General features: G+C 73.0%; 15 protein-coding genes and 1 pseudogene. 7 read left to right on the plus strand and 9 right to left on the minus strand.

What is annotated here, in order from left to right; all coding sequences use genetic code 11:
• The 3 genes from ACLJPY_RS33925 to ACLJPY_RS33935 are packed head-to-tail and all read left to right on the plus strand — an operon-like array spanning position 1 to position 2,348.
• Positions 1 to 1,383 carry a ferric reductase-like transmembrane domain-containing protein gene (locus tag ACLJPY_RS33925; protein ID WP_410594864.1) on the plus strand — a complete coding sequence of 461 codons (1,383 nt, stop codon included), beginning with the start codon at positions 1 to 3 and terminating at the stop codon, positions 1,381 to 1,383.
• 15 nt (positions 1,384 to 1,398) lie between these two features.
• Positions 1,399 to 1,833 (plus strand): FMN-binding protein, encoded by a 435-nt coding sequence (locus ACLJPY_RS33930; protein ID WP_410594866.1) that lies wholly within the window; start codon positions 1,399 to 1,401, stop codon positions 1,831 to 1,833.
• Positions 1,834 to 1,859: 26 nt separating this feature from the next.
• Positions 1,860 to 2,348, plus strand: a complete 489-nt coding sequence (locus ACLJPY_RS33935; RefSeq protein ID WP_410594868.1) for a DUF2231 domain-containing protein — start codon at positions 1,860 to 1,862, stop codon at positions 2,346 to 2,348.
• A gap of 25 nt (positions 2,349 to 2,373) precedes the next feature.
• Here ACLJPY_RS33935 and ACLJPY_RS33940 read toward each other — a convergent pair whose 3' ends face one another.
• On the minus strand, positions 2,374 to 3,246 hold the full coding sequence (locus ACLJPY_RS33940; RefSeq protein ID WP_410594870.1) for an AraC family transcriptional regulator: 873 nt from the start codon (positions 3,244 to 3,246) through the stop codon (positions 2,374 to 2,376).
• A gap of 87 nt (positions 3,247 to 3,333) precedes the next feature.
• Here ACLJPY_RS33940 and ACLJPY_RS33945 point away from each other — a divergent pair, with 87 nt between their 5' ends.
• Together ACLJPY_RS33945 and ACLJPY_RS33950 are read left to right on the plus strand one after the other, a co-directional pair.
• Positions 3,334 to 4,239 carry an MBL fold metallo-hydrolase gene (locus tag ACLJPY_RS33945; protein WP_410594872.1) on the plus strand — a complete coding sequence of 302 codons (906 nt, stop codon included), beginning with the start codon at positions 3,334 to 3,336 and terminating at the stop codon, positions 4,237 to 4,239.
• 92 nt (positions 4,240 to 4,331) lie between these two features.
• A pseudogene (locus ACLJPY_RS33950) lies at positions 4,332 to 4,534 on the plus strand (leucine zipper domain-containing protein); the annotation flags it as partial.
• Here ACLJPY_RS33950 and ACLJPY_RS33955 read toward each other — a convergent pair.
• The 8 genes from ACLJPY_RS33955 to ACLJPY_RS33990 all read right to left on the minus strand — a co-directional run bounded on the left by ACLJPY_RS33955 (position 4,494) and on the right by ACLJPY_RS33990 (position 13,367).
• Complete coding sequence (locus tag ACLJPY_RS33955) at positions 4,494 to 4,763, minus strand: hypothetical protein (RefSeq protein WP_410594874.1); 270 nt, start codon at positions 4,761 to 4,763, stop codon at positions 4,494 to 4,496. The pseudogene ACLJPY_RS33950 and the gene ACLJPY_RS33955 sit on opposite strands and share 41 nt — an antisense overlap.
• Complete coding sequence (locus tag ACLJPY_RS33960; protein ID WP_410595062.1) at positions 4,760 to 5,068, minus strand: hypothetical protein; 309 nt, start codon at positions 5,066 to 5,068, stop codon at positions 4,760 to 4,762. The genes ACLJPY_RS33955 and ACLJPY_RS33960 overlap by 4 nt, the downstream gene beginning before the upstream one ends.
• Before the next feature lie 57 nt (positions 5,069 to 5,125).
• Complete coding sequence (locus ACLJPY_RS33965) at positions 5,126 to 6,373, minus strand: GDSL-type esterase/lipase family protein (protein ID WP_410594876.1); 1,248 nt, start codon at positions 6,371 to 6,373, stop codon at positions 5,126 to 5,128.
• Between the two features lie 147 nt (positions 6,374 to 6,520).
• A complete protein-coding gene (locus ACLJPY_RS33970) occupies positions 6,521 to 7,348 on the minus strand; it encodes a GH25 family lysozyme (protein WP_410594878.1) in 828 nt (275 codons plus the stop codon).
• A 91-nt stretch (positions 7,349 to 7,439) separates the two neighbouring features.
• Complete coding sequence (locus tag ACLJPY_RS33975; RefSeq protein ID WP_410594880.1) at positions 7,440 to 8,888, minus strand: radical SAM protein; 1,449 nt, start codon at positions 8,886 to 8,888, stop codon at positions 7,440 to 7,442.
• Positions 8,888 to 11,473 (minus strand): glycosyltransferase, encoded by a 2,586-nt coding sequence (locus tag ACLJPY_RS33980; protein WP_410594882.1) that lies wholly within the window; start codon positions 11,471 to 11,473, stop codon positions 8,888 to 8,890. The genes ACLJPY_RS33975 and ACLJPY_RS33980 overlap by 1 nt, the downstream gene beginning before the upstream one ends.
• A 202-nt stretch (positions 11,474 to 11,675) precedes the next feature.
• Entirely contained in the window at positions 11,676 to 12,992 is a 1,317-nt protein-coding gene (locus ACLJPY_RS33985; RefSeq protein WP_410594884.1) for a cytochrome P450, read from the minus strand.
• Positions 12,993 to 13,031: 39 nt separating this feature from the next.
• Entirely contained in the window at positions 13,032 to 13,367 is a 336-nt protein-coding gene (locus tag ACLJPY_RS33990) for a hypothetical protein (protein ID WP_410595063.1), read from the minus strand.
• A 196-nt stretch (positions 13,368 to 13,563) separates the two neighbouring features.
• Between ACLJPY_RS33990 and ACLJPY_RS33995 the strand changes: the two genes are divergently transcribed.
• Complete coding sequence (locus ACLJPY_RS33995; protein WP_410594886.1) at positions 13,564 to 14,829, plus strand: cation:proton antiporter; 1,266 nt, start codon at positions 13,564 to 13,566, stop codon at positions 14,827 to 14,829.
• Positions 14,830 to 14,929: 100 nt separating this feature from the next.
• On the plus strand, positions 14,930 to 15,112 hold the full coding sequence (locus ACLJPY_RS34000; RefSeq protein WP_364268336.1) for a CsbD family protein: 183 nt from the start codon (positions 14,930 to 14,932) through the stop codon (positions 15,110 to 15,112).
• Positions 15,113 to 15,139 lie beyond the last annotated feature (27 nt).

The raw sequence follows: 15,139 nt of genomic DNA on the forward strand, positions 1-15,139 counted from the left end.
ATGTCCACCACCACGCTCGCCACCCGCCCCACCGCGCGGCCCACGGTCCGCGCGTGGTGGCGCGACGCCGCCGGGCTGACGGCGTGGCTGAGCGCGCTGTTCGTGGTCGCGCTCTGGGTGTCCGGCCGCGGCCTGCAGGACCTCACCGCCGACCCGGTCACCTCCGCCGGACGGCTGACCGGGCTGCTGTCGGCCGACTTCCTCCTGCTGCAGCTGCTGCTCATGGCCCGCATCCCGTGGGTGGAACGCAGCTACGGCCAGGACGAGCTCGCCCGGCGGCACCGGATCGCCGGGTTCACCTCGATCGCGCTGCTGGCCGCGCACCTCGTGCTGATCACCCTCGGCTACGCGGCGGCCGACCGGTCCGGCGTCCTGGGCGAGCTCTGGCTGCTCGTGACGACCTACCCGGGCATGCTGCTGGCCGCTGCCGGAACCGCCGCGCTGGGCCTGGTCGCGGCGACGTCGGTGCGCGCGGCCCGGCGGCGGCTGCGCTACGAGTCCTGGCACCTGCTGCACCTCTACGCCTACCTCGGCACCGGGCTCGCCCTGCCCCACCAGCTGTGGACCGGCGCCGACTTCACGGCTTCGCCGGTCGCGACGGCGTTCTGGTGGACCGCCTACGCCGCGGCCGCGGGCGCCGTGCTCGTGTTCCGCGTCGGGCGGCCGGTGTGGCTCAACGCGCGGCACCGGCTGGTCGTCGAGGAAGTCGTGCCCGAGGGCGGCGGGGTCGTCTCGGTGTACCTGCGCGGCCGGGCCCTCGACCGGCTGCCCGTCGCGGCCGGCCAGTTCTGCGTCTGGCGGTTCGCCGGGCCCGGCCGGACGCGCGGCAAGCCGTACTCGCTTTCGGCCGCCCCGGACGGGCACCGCCTGCGGATCACGGCGAAGGACCTCGGCCCGGGCAGCCGTCGCCTGGCCACCCTGCCGCCGGGAACGCGGGCGTTCTTCGAAGGCCCGTACGGCCGGCTGACCGGGACTGTCCGGAAAGGACGGAAGCTCGCGCTGTTCGCGTCGGGCATCGGGATCACGCCGTTGCGCGCGCTGCTGGAGGAACTGCCCTACCAGGCCGGGGAAACGGTGCTGTTCCAGCGCGCCGGCCGGCCGGCGGACCTGCTGTTCCGGCGCGAGCTCGAAGAGCTCGCCGCCCGCCGTGGCGTCCGCATCCACTTCCTGCTCGGCCGGCGTTCCCGCGACCGCGCGTCCTGGCTGCCGGCCGGGTACGCCCCGGTGCCCGACGAGCAGGTGCTGCGCCACCTCGTGCCGGACATCGCCGACCACGACGTCTACGTCTGCGGCCCGGACACCTGGACGGCCGCCGTGCTCGACAGCGCCCGCCGCGCCGGCGTCCCCGCCGACCGCGTCCACCGCGAACGGTTCGCCTGGTAGAAAAGGAGAGTCCCGATGCGCCGGATCGCCATCGCCGCCGCGGCGACCGTGTCCGTGGTCGTGCTGCTGTTCAGCTACCGCACCAGCACGGATTCCACGCCCGTCGCCACCGGCCGGACCCCGCCGCCGTCCCGCACCGCGAACCCGCCCGCGTCCGGGACATCCGCCGGCGTCGACGGGACCTTCACCGGCGACGAGGCCGACACCCGCTACGGCCCGGTCCAGGTGCGCATCACCGTGGCGGGCGGCCGGATCACCGACTCCCAGGCCGTCGAGTACCCGCAGGAGAGCGGCCGCGACGTCCGGATCAACTCCGCCGCGGTGCCGGAGCTGAACCAGGAGACACTGCAGGTCCAGAGCGCGCAGATCGACACCGTCAGCGGCGCCACGTACACCTCCGAGGGCTACCAGCAGTCCCTGCAGTCGGCGCTCGACCAGGCCCACCGGTAACGACCAATCCCTCCACAAAGGACACCATGACCACCGTCGACGGCCTGCCCGCCCACATCCTGCTCGTGCACGCGATCGTCGTGCTGCTCCCGCTGTCCGCCCTGCTCCTGGTCCTGAGCGCGCTGTGGCCGGCCGCGCGCGCCAAGCTCGCCGGCCCGAACGCAATCCTGTCGGTCCTGGTCGTGCTCCTGGTCCCGATCACCACCGACGCGGGCGAATGGCTCGAACGCCGGGTCGCCCCGACCCCGCTGGTGCGCACCCACACCGAACTCGGCGACACCGCGATCTGGGTGGCGATCCCGGTGGCCGTCCTGGCGTTGCTGGTGTGGTGGCGCCGGCGCGAAACCGGGCGCGCGGGCCGCACGTTCCTGGCGCCGGCCTCGACGGCGGTGACGGTGGTGCTCGCCGCGCTGTCGATCGCGGCCGCCGGCGCGGCGGTCTTCGACATCTACCGCATCGGCGATTCCGGCGCCCAGGCCACCTGGCAGGGCCAGTTCAGCACCGCGGGCCGCTGAGCTTCCCGCGGCCGGGACGCGGGGCTCACCGGCCGGTGCGGAACCCGCCCGGGGCCACGCCGAACTGGCGCTTGAACGCGTGCGAGAACGCGAACGGTGAGGCGTAGCCGACCTTCGCGGCGATCGACGGCAGCGGGAGGTCCGTGTCCTGGAGCAGGCGCGCCGCCGTCGTGAGGCGCCACCACGTCAGGTACGCCATCGGCGGCTGTCCCGTCAGCGTCGTGAACCGGCGGGCCAGGGTGGCCCGGGACAGGCCCACCCGGGCGGCCAGGTCCTCGATCCGCCACGGCGCTTCGGGGTGCTCGTGCAGGGCTTCCAGCGCGGCGGCGACTTCGGGGTCCCGCAGCGCCTGCGGCCAGCCCGTGCCCGGGTGGCCGTCCAGCCACGCGCGGATCAGGTAGACCAGCAGCAGGTCCAGCAGGCCGGTGAGGACTGTGGCCGAGCCCGGCCGCCGGTCGCTCACCTCGCCGCCGAGCAGGTCGATGGCCGCGCGCAGTTCGGGGTGGCGGCCGACTTCGGCGGGCAGGTGCACGACCTCCGGCAGGCTCGCGAGCAGCGGGTGCCGCCGCGCGTGGGCCAGCCGGTACTTGCCGCAGAGGAACTCGGTGCGGCCCGACGGCTCGGCCACCGCGGTTTCGAACGGCACCGCGCCGGTGGCGTCCGGCGTCGAAGACAGGATGTGCGCGCCGCCGTGCGGGACCAGCACCGCGTCGCCCGGGCCGAGCGGCACCGGCGTCCCGTCGTCCGGGTGCAGCCAGCCGCTGCCGCGCAGCAGCACGTGGAAGCCCGCGCCTTCGTACGGCGCGAAGCGGTAACACCACTGCGCACCCGCCTGGAGGCGGTTCGACACCGGCTGCCCGACCCGCACCGCGGCGATCGCGTCACTGAGCACGTCCACGTGGTCAGCGTACGCCTGAGACGCTCGCGTATCGGAACGAGCAGTTGGCGCATGGCGACGCTCACCGGCCGCTCGTAGCGTGGCGTCATGCACATCGGAACAGTGGAAGTCCTCAAGGTGGTCGAGTGGCAGGGCGAGATCGCCCCGGCGCAGTCCATCGTCCCCGGCAGCCCGGCGGCGATCTGGACGGACAACGCCGCCTGGCTCGCGCCCGACCACTGGAACCCCGAGACCGGCGGCTACCGCGGCGCGGTGCAGACCTGGGTGCTCCGCAGCGAAGGCCGGGTGATCCTGGTCGACACCGGCGTCGGCAACGACCGGCGCCGGCCGCAGATCCCGCTGTTCGACCACCTGGCGACCCCGTTCCTCGAGCGGCTGGCCGCGGCCGGCGTCCGGCCGGAGGACGTCGACGTCGTCGTCAACACCCACATCCACTACGACCACGTCGGCTGGAACACCGAGCTGCGCGACGGCGAATGGGTGCCCACGTTCCCCCGCGCCACCTACCTGATCCCGCGCGCCGACCAGGTGTACTTCGACCCGCGCAACGCCCACCGCCGCCCGGCTCCGCGGACGCCGCACGAGCAGCTCCGCCGCGAAGGCAGCCTGCTCGTCTACGCCGACAGCGTCGCCCCGGTGCTCGGCCGGGCCGAGCTGTGGGAAGGCAGCCACCGCATCGACGGGAACCTCACCCTCGAAGCGGCGCCCGGCCACACCCCGGGCTCGTCGGTCCTGCGCGTGTCGTCCGGCGGGGACCGGGCGGTGTTCGTCGGAGACCTGCTGCACAGCCCGGTCCAGATACTGGCGCCGGAGCACAGCAGCTGCTTCTGCGAAGACCCGCACCAGGCCGCCACGACCCGGCACGCGGTCCTCGAACGCGCCGCGGACACCGGCGAACTCGTCGTCCCCGCCCACTTCGGCGGACCGGGCGCCGCCGAAGTCCGCCGCGACGGCAGCCGGTTCGCCGTGCACCGCTGGGCCGGGGCGGCTTAGGACTGCTCGGCGACCCGGCGGAAACCGCTCAGGGCGCGGTCGCCGGGGATGTCGTCCTGGGTTGAGGTGACCGGTGGCTACGGCCGGCCCGCCTGATCGTCGAGCAGGGCTGGACCTCCGCCGCAGCGGCGAAGATGTTCATGGTCGCCGCCAAGACCGCCCGCAAATGGGCCGATCGTTACCGCGCCGAAGGTGAGGCCGGATGGCTGATCGCAGCGTCCATCCCCACCGCAGCCCGACCCGGCGGAAACCGCTCAGGGGCGCGGCGGCGGCAATTCGGTCTCGACTCGGGCCGGCCGGATCGGCAAGCTGTGGCCATGACTTCCAAGCCCGCCCAGGACTGGCAGACGCTGTTCCGGCAACGGCGCGAACTGGCCGGCGTCCGGGACCAGGCCCTCCAGGAACTGCAGAGGAGCGGCTTCCTCTTCGAAGACGGCCTGCTGTCGCGCCACGACTTGGCCGACGTGGCCGACCGGGCCCACCTGGCGTGCGCGGCGGTCACGCGGTTCGACCAGGTCCATCACAGACGCACGGGTGCGCCGGAGAACAGGAAGGCCGACGTCCACTCGGCGAGCTCGACCAGCAGCAGCAGCGTGGCGATCTCGTAGGCGACGTCGGCGAGCTGCAGGAACGGGCGGTACTCGGTCTCGGTGCCCGCTCCGTGCCGCGCGGCCCAGTCGCGGGCGCCGTGGCCGGCGGCCCGGCACACCGAGACCACCGTCCGCCGCAGGTCGGCGCGGCGGGAGCCGGGCTGCCCTTCGGCCAGCGGGGCGACGTTCCAGGCCACCGACAGCAGGCAGCACCCGGCGTCGTCCATCGACTCGTTCATCACCCGGCGTACTGTGCTGACCCGCAAGCACAGATCCGCGGTTCCGACTCGCCCGGCTCAGCCGATCGGGTGGAGAACCGGCCCGGATCGGGCGAGCATCGGGACGGAGACGAAGTCGGCGAGCGCCTGCTGGCCGGCGGCGTTCGCGTGGATGCCGTCACCATTGTCGTACGCCGGCAGGATGCTGTTCGGCTTCAGCGGGTCCGCCAGCACCGTGTCGAAGTCCACGACGCCGGAACACGTGCCCCCGCAGGTGTTCCAGCGCTTGACGAACAGGGCGATCTCGTGCCGGGCCAGGTTCGCCTGGTCGCCGTACCCCGGCCGGGGCGTGCTCGGCGTGACGTACACCGAGATGCCGGCCGCGCGCAGCCGCGCGAACACCGCCCGGTAGCTGTCGAGGATCGTCGCCGCGTCGCAGCCGTACGCCAGGTCGTTGGTGCCGTAGTAGTAGATGACGGCCGTGACGCCGTGCAGGGCCAGGACGTCGCGGTCCAGCCGGCTCGCCGCGTCCAGGCCCGCGACCGACGGCGGCATCCCCGGACACGACTTGGCGCTCGTGGTGCCCGAAACGCCGGCGTTGGCCACCGCCAGCGGGGCGGCCGAGGCGGTGATCCGCCGCGCCAGGTCGTCGGTCCAGCGGCGGTTCGCGCCGAGCTGGGTGCAGCCGGGGCCGCAGTTGGTGCTGCCGATGCCGTCGACGACCGAGCTGCCGAACGGGACGACCGTGCCCTTCAGCGCCGCGTTGTGCACGTCGACGGCGCTGACGACGTACGTGGCGCCGACCGTCGCCGTGAAGGCGGCACCCGAGACGTCGGCCGCGTGGTCGCCCGAGCCCGGCGGCGTCAGGTAGTTGTCGCGCAGGGCGGCGCCGTGCCGGCCGGGCACGGCGGTGCCCTCGACGGCCATGCTCACCGCGAGGTCGGAGTCCGGACCCGTCACGAGCCGGGTCTCGTCGCTCCAGACCTCCCCACCGGCGGGGATCGTCACCGCGGGACGCCCGGCGAACATCAGCTCACGCGCGGAGGAGACGGCGGCGCCGCCCGCGCTCGGCCCGGCGGTGGCGTGCCCGATCGCCAGCGGCCCGGTGCCGAAGGTGTTCTGGAACCGGACGCGCACGGCGTCGCCGCCCTGGCTGAGGTGCGTGATCATGCGCAGCGACTGACCGGTGACGGGGGTGTCGGCCCGGCCGTCCTGCGACTGCGCCCACGACGTGAACCACGCGCGCGGCGCCCCGGCGGCCCCGGGAGCGGAGACGACGACGGCCGCGGCGACGGAAACCGCAGCGAGAAGGGCGATCCTGCGCACGGCGCCTCCCGGGTCCACAAAGGACGAGCAACGAAGACCTGCCCGCCGATCGTAAGCAGCCGGTCACGGAAACGACAGGATTCTGTCCGATCTTGTCAGCGCCCGGCCAGCACCCAGCCAGCGCCGCCGGCGCCTGCGCCTGCGCCGCTAACCCTTCGCCAGCGACTGCACCCGGGCGAGCGGGCCGTTGTAGTAGTTCTGGTCCCCGGGCAGGCTGCCGCCTCGGGCGAACTGCCAGATGCTGTGCTTGTCCCAGCCCGCCGGCAGCTCGCCGACGTCGGGGCCGTACCGCGCCAGCCACAGCGGGTCGGTGTTGCCGAACCGCGCGGTGTTGCCGGTGCAGCGCTTCCACCAGGCCGTGCTCGTGTAGATCAGCGCGCTGCGCTTGACCTTCGCCAGGTACGTGCGCGTGAAGTCGGCGATCCACGCCGTCAGGTCGGCCGGGTTCTTGCCGTAGCAGACGTCGCCGTACGGGTTGTACTCGATGTCCAGCGCGCCGGGCAGCGTCGTGCCGTCCGCGCGCCAGCCGCCGCCGTTGGCGATGAAGTACTCCGCCTGCTCGGCGCCGCCCGAGACGTCCGGGCGGGCGAAGTGGTAGGCGCCGCGGATGATGCCCGCCGCGTGCGCGCCGTCGTACTGCTGCCCGAACTGCGGGTTGACGAACCCGGTGCCTTCGGTCGCCTTGACGTAGGCGAACTTCGCCCCGGCACCGGCCGCGGCGGCCCAGTCGACCGCGCCCTGGTGCCCGCTGACGTCGTGCCCGAGCGTCTGCCCGACGACGTCGTCGCGCGGGCTCCCCTGGATGCCTTCGTGGCGCGCGATCTGCGTGCCGGCGTAGTTCGTGCCGGCCAGCGAGTAGTCGGGGGCCGCCCACGCGGGCGGGGCGGCGGCCACCGCGGCGAGCACGGCCAGGACACCGGCGAGCCGGGTCCGCCACCGACGCTGTTCGTCGTGTCCGGCAACGGTTCGGCTCATCCACGCTCCGATCTCGGTACTGGCACGTCCGAGATCCATGGTGCCGGTCCTGGTCGCTCCTCGCGAGCCTTGTGTCACCCGATGTAGTGACTCACAGCTCGGTGGTGATGATCGCCTCCACGAGCGTCTCCCCCGGCGGCGTCAACGCGACGACGCCGTCTTCCGGGCGCAGCTCGACGAGCCCGCGCGAAGCCAGCGCCCGGAACCGGCCCAGCCACGGCTCCGCGAACAGCGACCGCCCGGGGAACCGGGCGGTGTGCACGGAATCCCGCAGCGGCTGCAACGTCGTCAGCGCCATCTTGACGGCCCGGGCCTCCTGCGCTTCGGGCGTGAACCGCGTCGCCGACCCCAGCGGGATCCGCCCGGAACGCACGGTTTCGGTGTAGCGGCGGGAGTTCACGTCGGTGATCGCCTCGGACGCGCGGCAGCTCGAACTGCCGCCGAGGCCGATCGCGACCTCGGCCTCCTGCTTGTCCTGGTCGACCATGATGGACTTCCACTTCTCCGGCCCGCGGCCCTCGCGCGCGAAGTACATCGTCGGGTGCTCGGTGTACCCGGCCGCGCGCAGGCCCTCGGTGAGCAACTCCCGCATCTGGTACTGCTCGCCGAGCGTGGGCCAGCGGTGGCCGTCGCGCACCAGCTTGTCGCGGTAGGACGGCAGCTGCCACGCCGCCGGCTTCTCGCCGGTGACGCCGGTGCGGGTGTCGCTGTAGGACGCCAGGTGCAGCTTCGTGCACACCACCGCCGTGACCTCGTTTTCCAGCACGACGTCCAGGTCGCGGCGGACGCTGTCGAGGCTTTGGTCGAGCAGACCGTACATCAGGTCGATGCTCACCCACTCGAACCCCGCCGCGGTGGCGTTGCGGACGAAGTCGACGCACATCGACGCCGTGTGCTCCCGCCCGCACAGGTCCAGGACGTGGTCGTCGAACGACTGGACGCCGCTGGAGAGCTTGGTGCAGCCCAGCTCCCGCAGCAGCTCGAGCTTGGCCGGGGTGAACGTGCTCGGGTCGCCCTCGAAGCGGATCGTCGTCGCGGGCGTGAACCCGAAGTTCGCGCGGTAGAACTCGAGCAGGCGGCGAATCTCCGGTTCCGGCAGCAGCGACGGCGTGCCGCCGAAGACGTTGAACTCGCCCACCTCGGCCCCGCGCAGGTGCGGCACGGCGTCGAGCCAGAGCCGCGCCTCGGCGATGTTGAGGTCGACCCAGGACTTCGCTTTCTCGTACGCCACTTCGGGGTTGCCCTTCACCAGCACCACCGGGTACTGGCAGAAGCGGCAGCGGTAGGCGCACGTGGGGATGTAGGACCAGAGGTGGATCGGCCCGGACGCGGCCAGCTGCGCGTCCAGGTCGCGCAGGAACTGCGCGGGGGTGCCGGGGACGTTGCCCGGGAACACGTGCGCGCCGAACGGGTCCTCCTGCACGAAGTCGAGCAGGTGGCGGTTCTCGGGCGCTTCGAGGACGTCGAGCACGGCGGGGCGCGGCCACGCCGGATCGATCGTGTGCAGCGAGCCGATGGCCTCTTCGTAGCCCAGCGTCATCAGAACACCCCTCCGTTGCCGAAGTAGTCGTGGGCCTCGCCCGATTCGCGGTCCTCGCAGTAGTAGCGGACGAACTCCGCGAACCGCTCCTCCGGCACCTCCGCCAGGCACGGCGGCAGCGGCGGCGGGAACCCGATGTCCGCGCCGACGTGGGCGCGCAGGCAGGCGAACAGCTCGTCGGCGAACTCGAAGTAGAGCCGGTACGACGGCGTTTTGTAGGCGTGGATCGGCGTGAAGTCGACGACGCGCATCTCGTGGCGGATCTCGGTGATCCGCCGGGCCAGCCGCGCGGCCAGCTCGGCTCCGAAGAACGCGATGACGGCGTCGTCCTCCAGCAGCGCGGGGGTCAGCAGCACCGGCAGGATGGTGTTCTTCGGCGTGAAGTCCTTGATGGAGAAATCCCACGCCTGGCGCGCCTGCGCTTCGGTGAGGTCGACCGGTTCCGGCGGCGCCGACGGCCGGATGTCGCGCATGACGATGGTGCCGCCGGACCCGTAGGCCCGCCCGGCGATGACCTCGTCGATGGCGTGGTCGACGCGCCGCGGGTTGATCTCGACGCGCGAGCGCGGGGCGTAGGTGATCGCGTCGCCGCCGCTGGCGACCTTGATCCCGAAGTCCCAGTCGTCGGAGAGGTGGTTGACGAACTTCCCGTCCTGCAGCTGGTAGAAGATCTCGATGCCGCCGGCGCGCTCGTAGGCGTCGCGCTCGACGGCGAAGCCCTTGCCGTCGGGGAAGCCACCGAAGAGCGCGAAGGTGACGGCCCGGCACCGCAGTGTCCGCTGGATCGCGTCCCACAGCCGCGGCCGTCCGGTGAAGTGCCCGGCGTTGTAGTAGTAGTCGCAGACGCCGATGGCGGCCTTCGACGTCTCCATCGCGGCCAGGAGTTCGCTCAGCCAGTGCGGATCCACCCGGCAGTCCGCGTCGGCGGACACGAGGTAGAACCGCTCCCCCGGGTCGCTGTCGGGCCGGTTGCGGCTGCGGGCCGCGGCGAAGTCCATCCCGGCCCGCCGCGCGCAGGAAACGCCCTGCTCCGGCTCGTGGATGACGTGCAGGGCGAGGTCCGGGTGCGCGGCCGCGAAGGCGTGCGCGACGGCCACGGTGTCGTCGGTGGAGTTGTTGTCGACGAGCACGACCTCGTACCGGCTCTTGTCCAGGGGCGCCTCGCCGTCGCGCTGGTCGTGCAGCGTCCGCAGCACCTCCGGGAGGTTCGCGGCTTCGTTGTAGACCGGCAGCACGACGCTCAGCCGCGTCGCCGCGCCCATCGGCGGCGGGTACAGCCGGCCGACCAGCTCGTCGACCACCCGCGTGCCGAACCGCGCCCGCCCGAGTTCCGAGTTCACCCGCACCACTTCCGCCCGTTTCCCTTCGTCGGTGATCAGCTCGGCGACTTCGCGCGCGAAGGCCGCGTCCGGCAGGTCGCGGGCCCGGATGTCCAGCACCGGCGCCCGGAAGCCCTGGCTGCCGTAGACGACGTCGTAGAGCTCGTACCCGCTGGTGATGTACGGCGTGCCGGACGCGATCGCCTCGCTGACCGGGTTGCCGTAGCTCTCATAGTCGTAGGAGGTCAGGAACGACACGACGGTCGCGTGCGCGAGCAGGTCCCGCACGGAGTACCGGCCGGGGACCCGGGTGTCGTACGGCGTCAGCCAGCCGCCGAACACGACACGTTCAGCCACGCCGAGGCGCTCCGCCAGGCCGGCGAGCCGGGCGTGCTCGGTGGGCGTCTCGTCGACGTCGCCGGCGACGAACAGCCACGCGTCCGGCAGCAGGGCCAGCAGGTGGAGGTCCCGGTCGATGCGCTTCTGCGGGATGATCCGGGTGATCCGCGCCAGCAGCGGGACGTCCTCGGGAATGCCGTGGTCGCGCCGGAAGGCCGCGTTGCGCTCGTCGACCCGCGCCGGGGCGATGGCGAAGGAGTTGGGCAGGACGTCGATGTTCGCCAGCCCCGGTACCCACTCCAGGGTGCGCGCCTTCGCCTGTTCGTGCAGGGCGAAGTAGTGGATGTGCGGACAGTTGCGCGGGGCCGGGACGCCCGGGTACGGGAACGTGCCGTACTTGGCGATCCCGGGTTCGCTCTGCCACATCAGGTCGTGGTCGCGCCAGAACACGAACCGGCCGAGCCGATGCCGGGCGCCGTAGCGGCCGATCGCCCGGTAGAGCGCTTCGGTGTACGCGAGGTTTTCCGGCAGGGTCCCGTTTTCCACCACCACGACGGTCACGCCGAGGCGTTCCCAGGTGGCCACGATCCGGTCCGCGAGTTCACCGGCGATGCGGTCGACCTCGGGCCGCAGCGCGTCGTCGCCGCCCTGCACGACTTCGGTCAGGACCCGCTCGACGAACTCGCGGTCGTAGCCCCGGACCGTTTCGGTACCGGCGACGCGGTCGAGCGTGATCCACTCCGGCAGCAGCCGGGCTTCGTCGCGGTAGGGCCGGAAGAACGCGCCCTTGTCGGCCTTGATGTCGTACCCGAGGTCCAGGTGGACGCGGTGCCCGCGGTCGGCGAAGCGGCGCGCGGTCTTGAGGAACTCGACCACGACCCCGGACAGCGGAGTGGCGTCGAAGGACACGCCCCAGAGCACTGACATCGATGTCAAACCCCCGTATCGGCCTCGCCGTCGATTCCAGGGTACGGGCCGGGACGCCCTCCGGCCGGTTGGCCGCGGGCGCGGGGGCCGCCGCGGAGATGCCGCAACGGGGGCCCAGGGGCGCTGACCTGCGGCGCTTCTCGCTCCTTCGGGCGTCGCTGATCGTCGTCTTGCCGGTCAACCCGGCTGCCGCGGAGGCGGCTCAGCCCAGCACGTTGAGCGTCAGGTGGAAGTTGTCCAGGGTGGCCGGCAGCGGGCGCTCCGGGGAGAGCACCGGTCCCGACGCCTGCTCGAACCGGTGGCCGCGCAGCAGGTGGGCCAGCGTCGTGCTCGCGCAGAACTGGACCAGGTCGCGGCCGGGGCAGATCGCCGGACCCGCGCTGAACGGAACCAGTGCCGGGTTCTCCGCCGCGCGGCCGTCGAGCCAGAGGTCCGGTTCGAAGCGGTCGGCGTAGGGCAGGGCCGGGTCGCGGTGGAAGAACGGCGTGAAGATCAGCACCGTCGTCCCCGCCGGGCCCCACTCGGTCTCTTCCGTCGTCTCGCGCAGGATCATCGGGGTCGTCGGCCACAGCCGGACCGCGTCCAGCAGGCACGCGCGCAGGTACCGCAGCTGGTTCGGCTCGGCGAGGTCGACGCCTTCGAGGTCCGCGCGGGCACGCTCCAGCTCCGCCGGGTGGCTCGCCAGCAGCGCCAACGTCCGGAACGTCGCCATGCCCGCGGCGTCGAACGCGAACAGCCAGTGCGCCACCTGGTCGGCGGCGTCGGCGGCGTTCACCACGTCGGACGCGGCGATCACCGCGGCCAGGCTGCCCGGCTCGGCGCGGTCCAGGTGCCCGGTAAGCCGGCGCTGGAACTCTTCGCGCAGCTGCTTGCGCTTCGGGTGCGCGTACGCCCAGTTCGCGTCGAGCCGCAGGCGTTCGAGCTGGTCGGTCAGCGTCGTGTCGTCGCGGGCCGCCGCGCCGAGCACGACCCGGCGCACCAATCGCCACCAGGCGACGTTGAACGTGTCCCAATCGAGCGTCGCCGAGCCCGGCAGGCCGGCCGCCTCGTCGGCGATGGCGCGGGCGAACGGCGCCGCCAGTTCGTGCAGCGGGCGGCCGGGCTGGAGCACGGCCTCGGTGAACCGTCGGCGGACCGGCCGGCCGGCCGCGCCGGAAATCAGGACGCCGTGCGGCTGGAAGTGGCTCAGCGCGGCCCGCTTCTCCACTGTGGACGGACTGAACGGGGTCGGCGAGCCGGCCAGCACGCGCTTGACGTCCGCGGCGGACAGTGCCAGCTCCACCGACCGGCCGGGGACGCGCAGCCGCAGCGGACGGCCGTAGTGGCGGTCGCGCAGCCGCCGGAGCAGCTTGACGGCGGACCGGTCGAACTGCAGCTTCCCGGCCAGCGCCATCGCCGCGGGACGGCGCTTGATGACCCCGCCGGCCAGCGCGGGCAGCGCGACCTCGAGCGCGACACGCAGGGTTTCGGCCACCGAAGCGGTCTCCGGCTGCGTGCGGTGGTCCCGAGTGGACGTCATGCCGTCCGGCTACCCGCGGGCGCGGGGGCGGAAACGCCGTCAGCCGCGCAGGGCGACGTTCAGCACATCGCCGGCGTGGTCCAGGCAGTCCACGCAGATCACCGCGTCGCGCGCGGCGCAGTCCACCCGCAGCAGCGGGCGCCGGAGCCCGAGGAACGTCCGGCGCTCGCGGCGGCCGCAGAAGTCGCAGACCGCCGCCAGCGGGGACGTCACCGCCGCCAGCACGTCACCCGAGCCGCTTTCGCGGTCCGCGCCGTCGCGGACCACCCGCAGGCCGGCCCGCACGCAGTCCACGCAGATCGGCCCCTTCCGGCCGGGCACCCGGGGGTCGCGCCGCCTGCCGCAGAACCGGCACGGCCCGCCCGCCCCGTTCATCGCCGTCACCGCGGCCTCCTCGTCGGTTTCGCCGCTCGCACGCCGGGAATCCGGGCCGCGGCGCGCCTTCCCCGGCCACGCTACCCGGCACCCGGGTAGCCGGCCGATCGCGGTGCGCCCCGCGGAACCCGGACTCCACGCTCGGCCGGGCCTCCCGGCCGCGGTGACGTGCGGACGAGCGGGCAGGAGGAGATCGTTGTCGTCGTTGACGGTGTTGTTCGGAGTGGCGGGCCTGCTCGCGCTCGCCGCCGCGATCGTGCCGAAGCTGGTGGCCGACCGCCCGTTCTCGGTGCCGCTGGTGATGCTCCTCGCCGGCACCGTGCTCGGGCTGCTGCCGCTGCCCGAACCCTACGGCGACGGCTGGAGCGACCCCGCCGCCCACCTGCACGGCGTCGAATCCTTCACCCAGCTGGGCATCCTGGTCGCGCTCGCCGGCGCGGGCCTGGCCGTCGACCGCCCGTTCGGCCTGCGCCGGTGGGGTTCGACGTGGCGGCTGCTCGCCATCGCCATGCCGGTGTCGATCGTCGCGATCGCCGCGCTCGGAGCCTGGTGGCTCGCGCTCGCCCCCGGGGTCGCGCTGCTGCTCGCCGCGGCACTGGCACCGACCGACCCGGTGCTGGCGGGCGACATCGGCGTCCCGCACCCCGACGCCGAGCCGGAACTGGCGCGGGACAACGAGATCCGCTTCACCCTGACCACGGAGGCCGGGCTCAACGACGGGCTCACCATGCCGTTCGTCCTGCTCGGCCTGGCGCTGGCGAGCAGCGAACCCCGCCTCGACCTGTCCTGGGTGCTGGTCGACCTGCTGCTGCCGCTGGTCATCGGCGTCGTCGCCGGCCTGCTCACCGGCCGGGTGCTCGGCTGGGCGATCTTCCGGGTGCCGTCGGACCGGCTGCGGCTGGCCGAATACGCCGACGGGCTGGTCCTGCTCGCCCTCGCCTTCGTGCCCTACGCGCTCGCCGAAGCGAGCCACGGCAACGGGTTCGTCGCCGTGTTCACCGCCGCGGTGGCGGTGCGCACGCAGGAGCGCGAGCACGAGTACCACGGCGTCCTGCACGCGTTCGGCCACCAGCTGGAGCGGCTGTTCGTCCCCATCGCGCTGCTGGGGCTCGGCCTGGCCATCGGCGACGGCCTGCTGCGCGGCCTGCAGCCGCTGGAGGTGGTGCTGGCGGTGGTCGCGGTGCTGGTGGTGCGGCCGGTGGTCGGCTGGCTGTCGCTGCTCGGCGCGTCCTCGCCCGGGCGGCCGGCGAGCGCGGCGATCGCCTTCTTCGGCGTCCGGGGCATCGGGACGCTGTTCTACCTCGCCTACGCGCTCGACCGGCAGCCGATCCCGCACCAGGACGTGCTGTGGCGCGTGGGCGCGGTGGCCATCGCCGTCTCGGTGGTCGTGCACGGCGTGCTCGCCGAACCGGCGATCCAGCGGATCGAGCGGATGGGCGGTCATCTGCCGGCCGATGTCTAGACGGCGATGTGTAGATCCGGAGCGAGTGGGTATACAGATGTCAAGGCCCTTTTGGCGACTGGCCGATCCGGAAATGTCGCCGCGACGGAAGGTGCACCTGATGAACGACAAGCTGGAAAACAAGGGCGAAGAGCTCAAGGGCCGGGCCAAGGAAGCCGTCGGCGACGCCACGGGCAACGAGCAGTGGCAGGCCGAGGGCAAGACCGACCAGGCCAAGGGCTCGCTCAAGCAGGCCGGCGAGAAGGTCAAGGACGCCGTCAAGGGCGTCACGAACAAGGACTGACCCCGGTTCTCCCGCTGCCGCACCCCG

This window comes from Amycolatopsis sp. lyj-23, assembly GCF_046549135.1.
Classification (GTDB): Bacteria; Actinomycetota; Actinomycetes; order Mycobacteriales; family Pseudonocardiaceae; genus Amycolatopsis.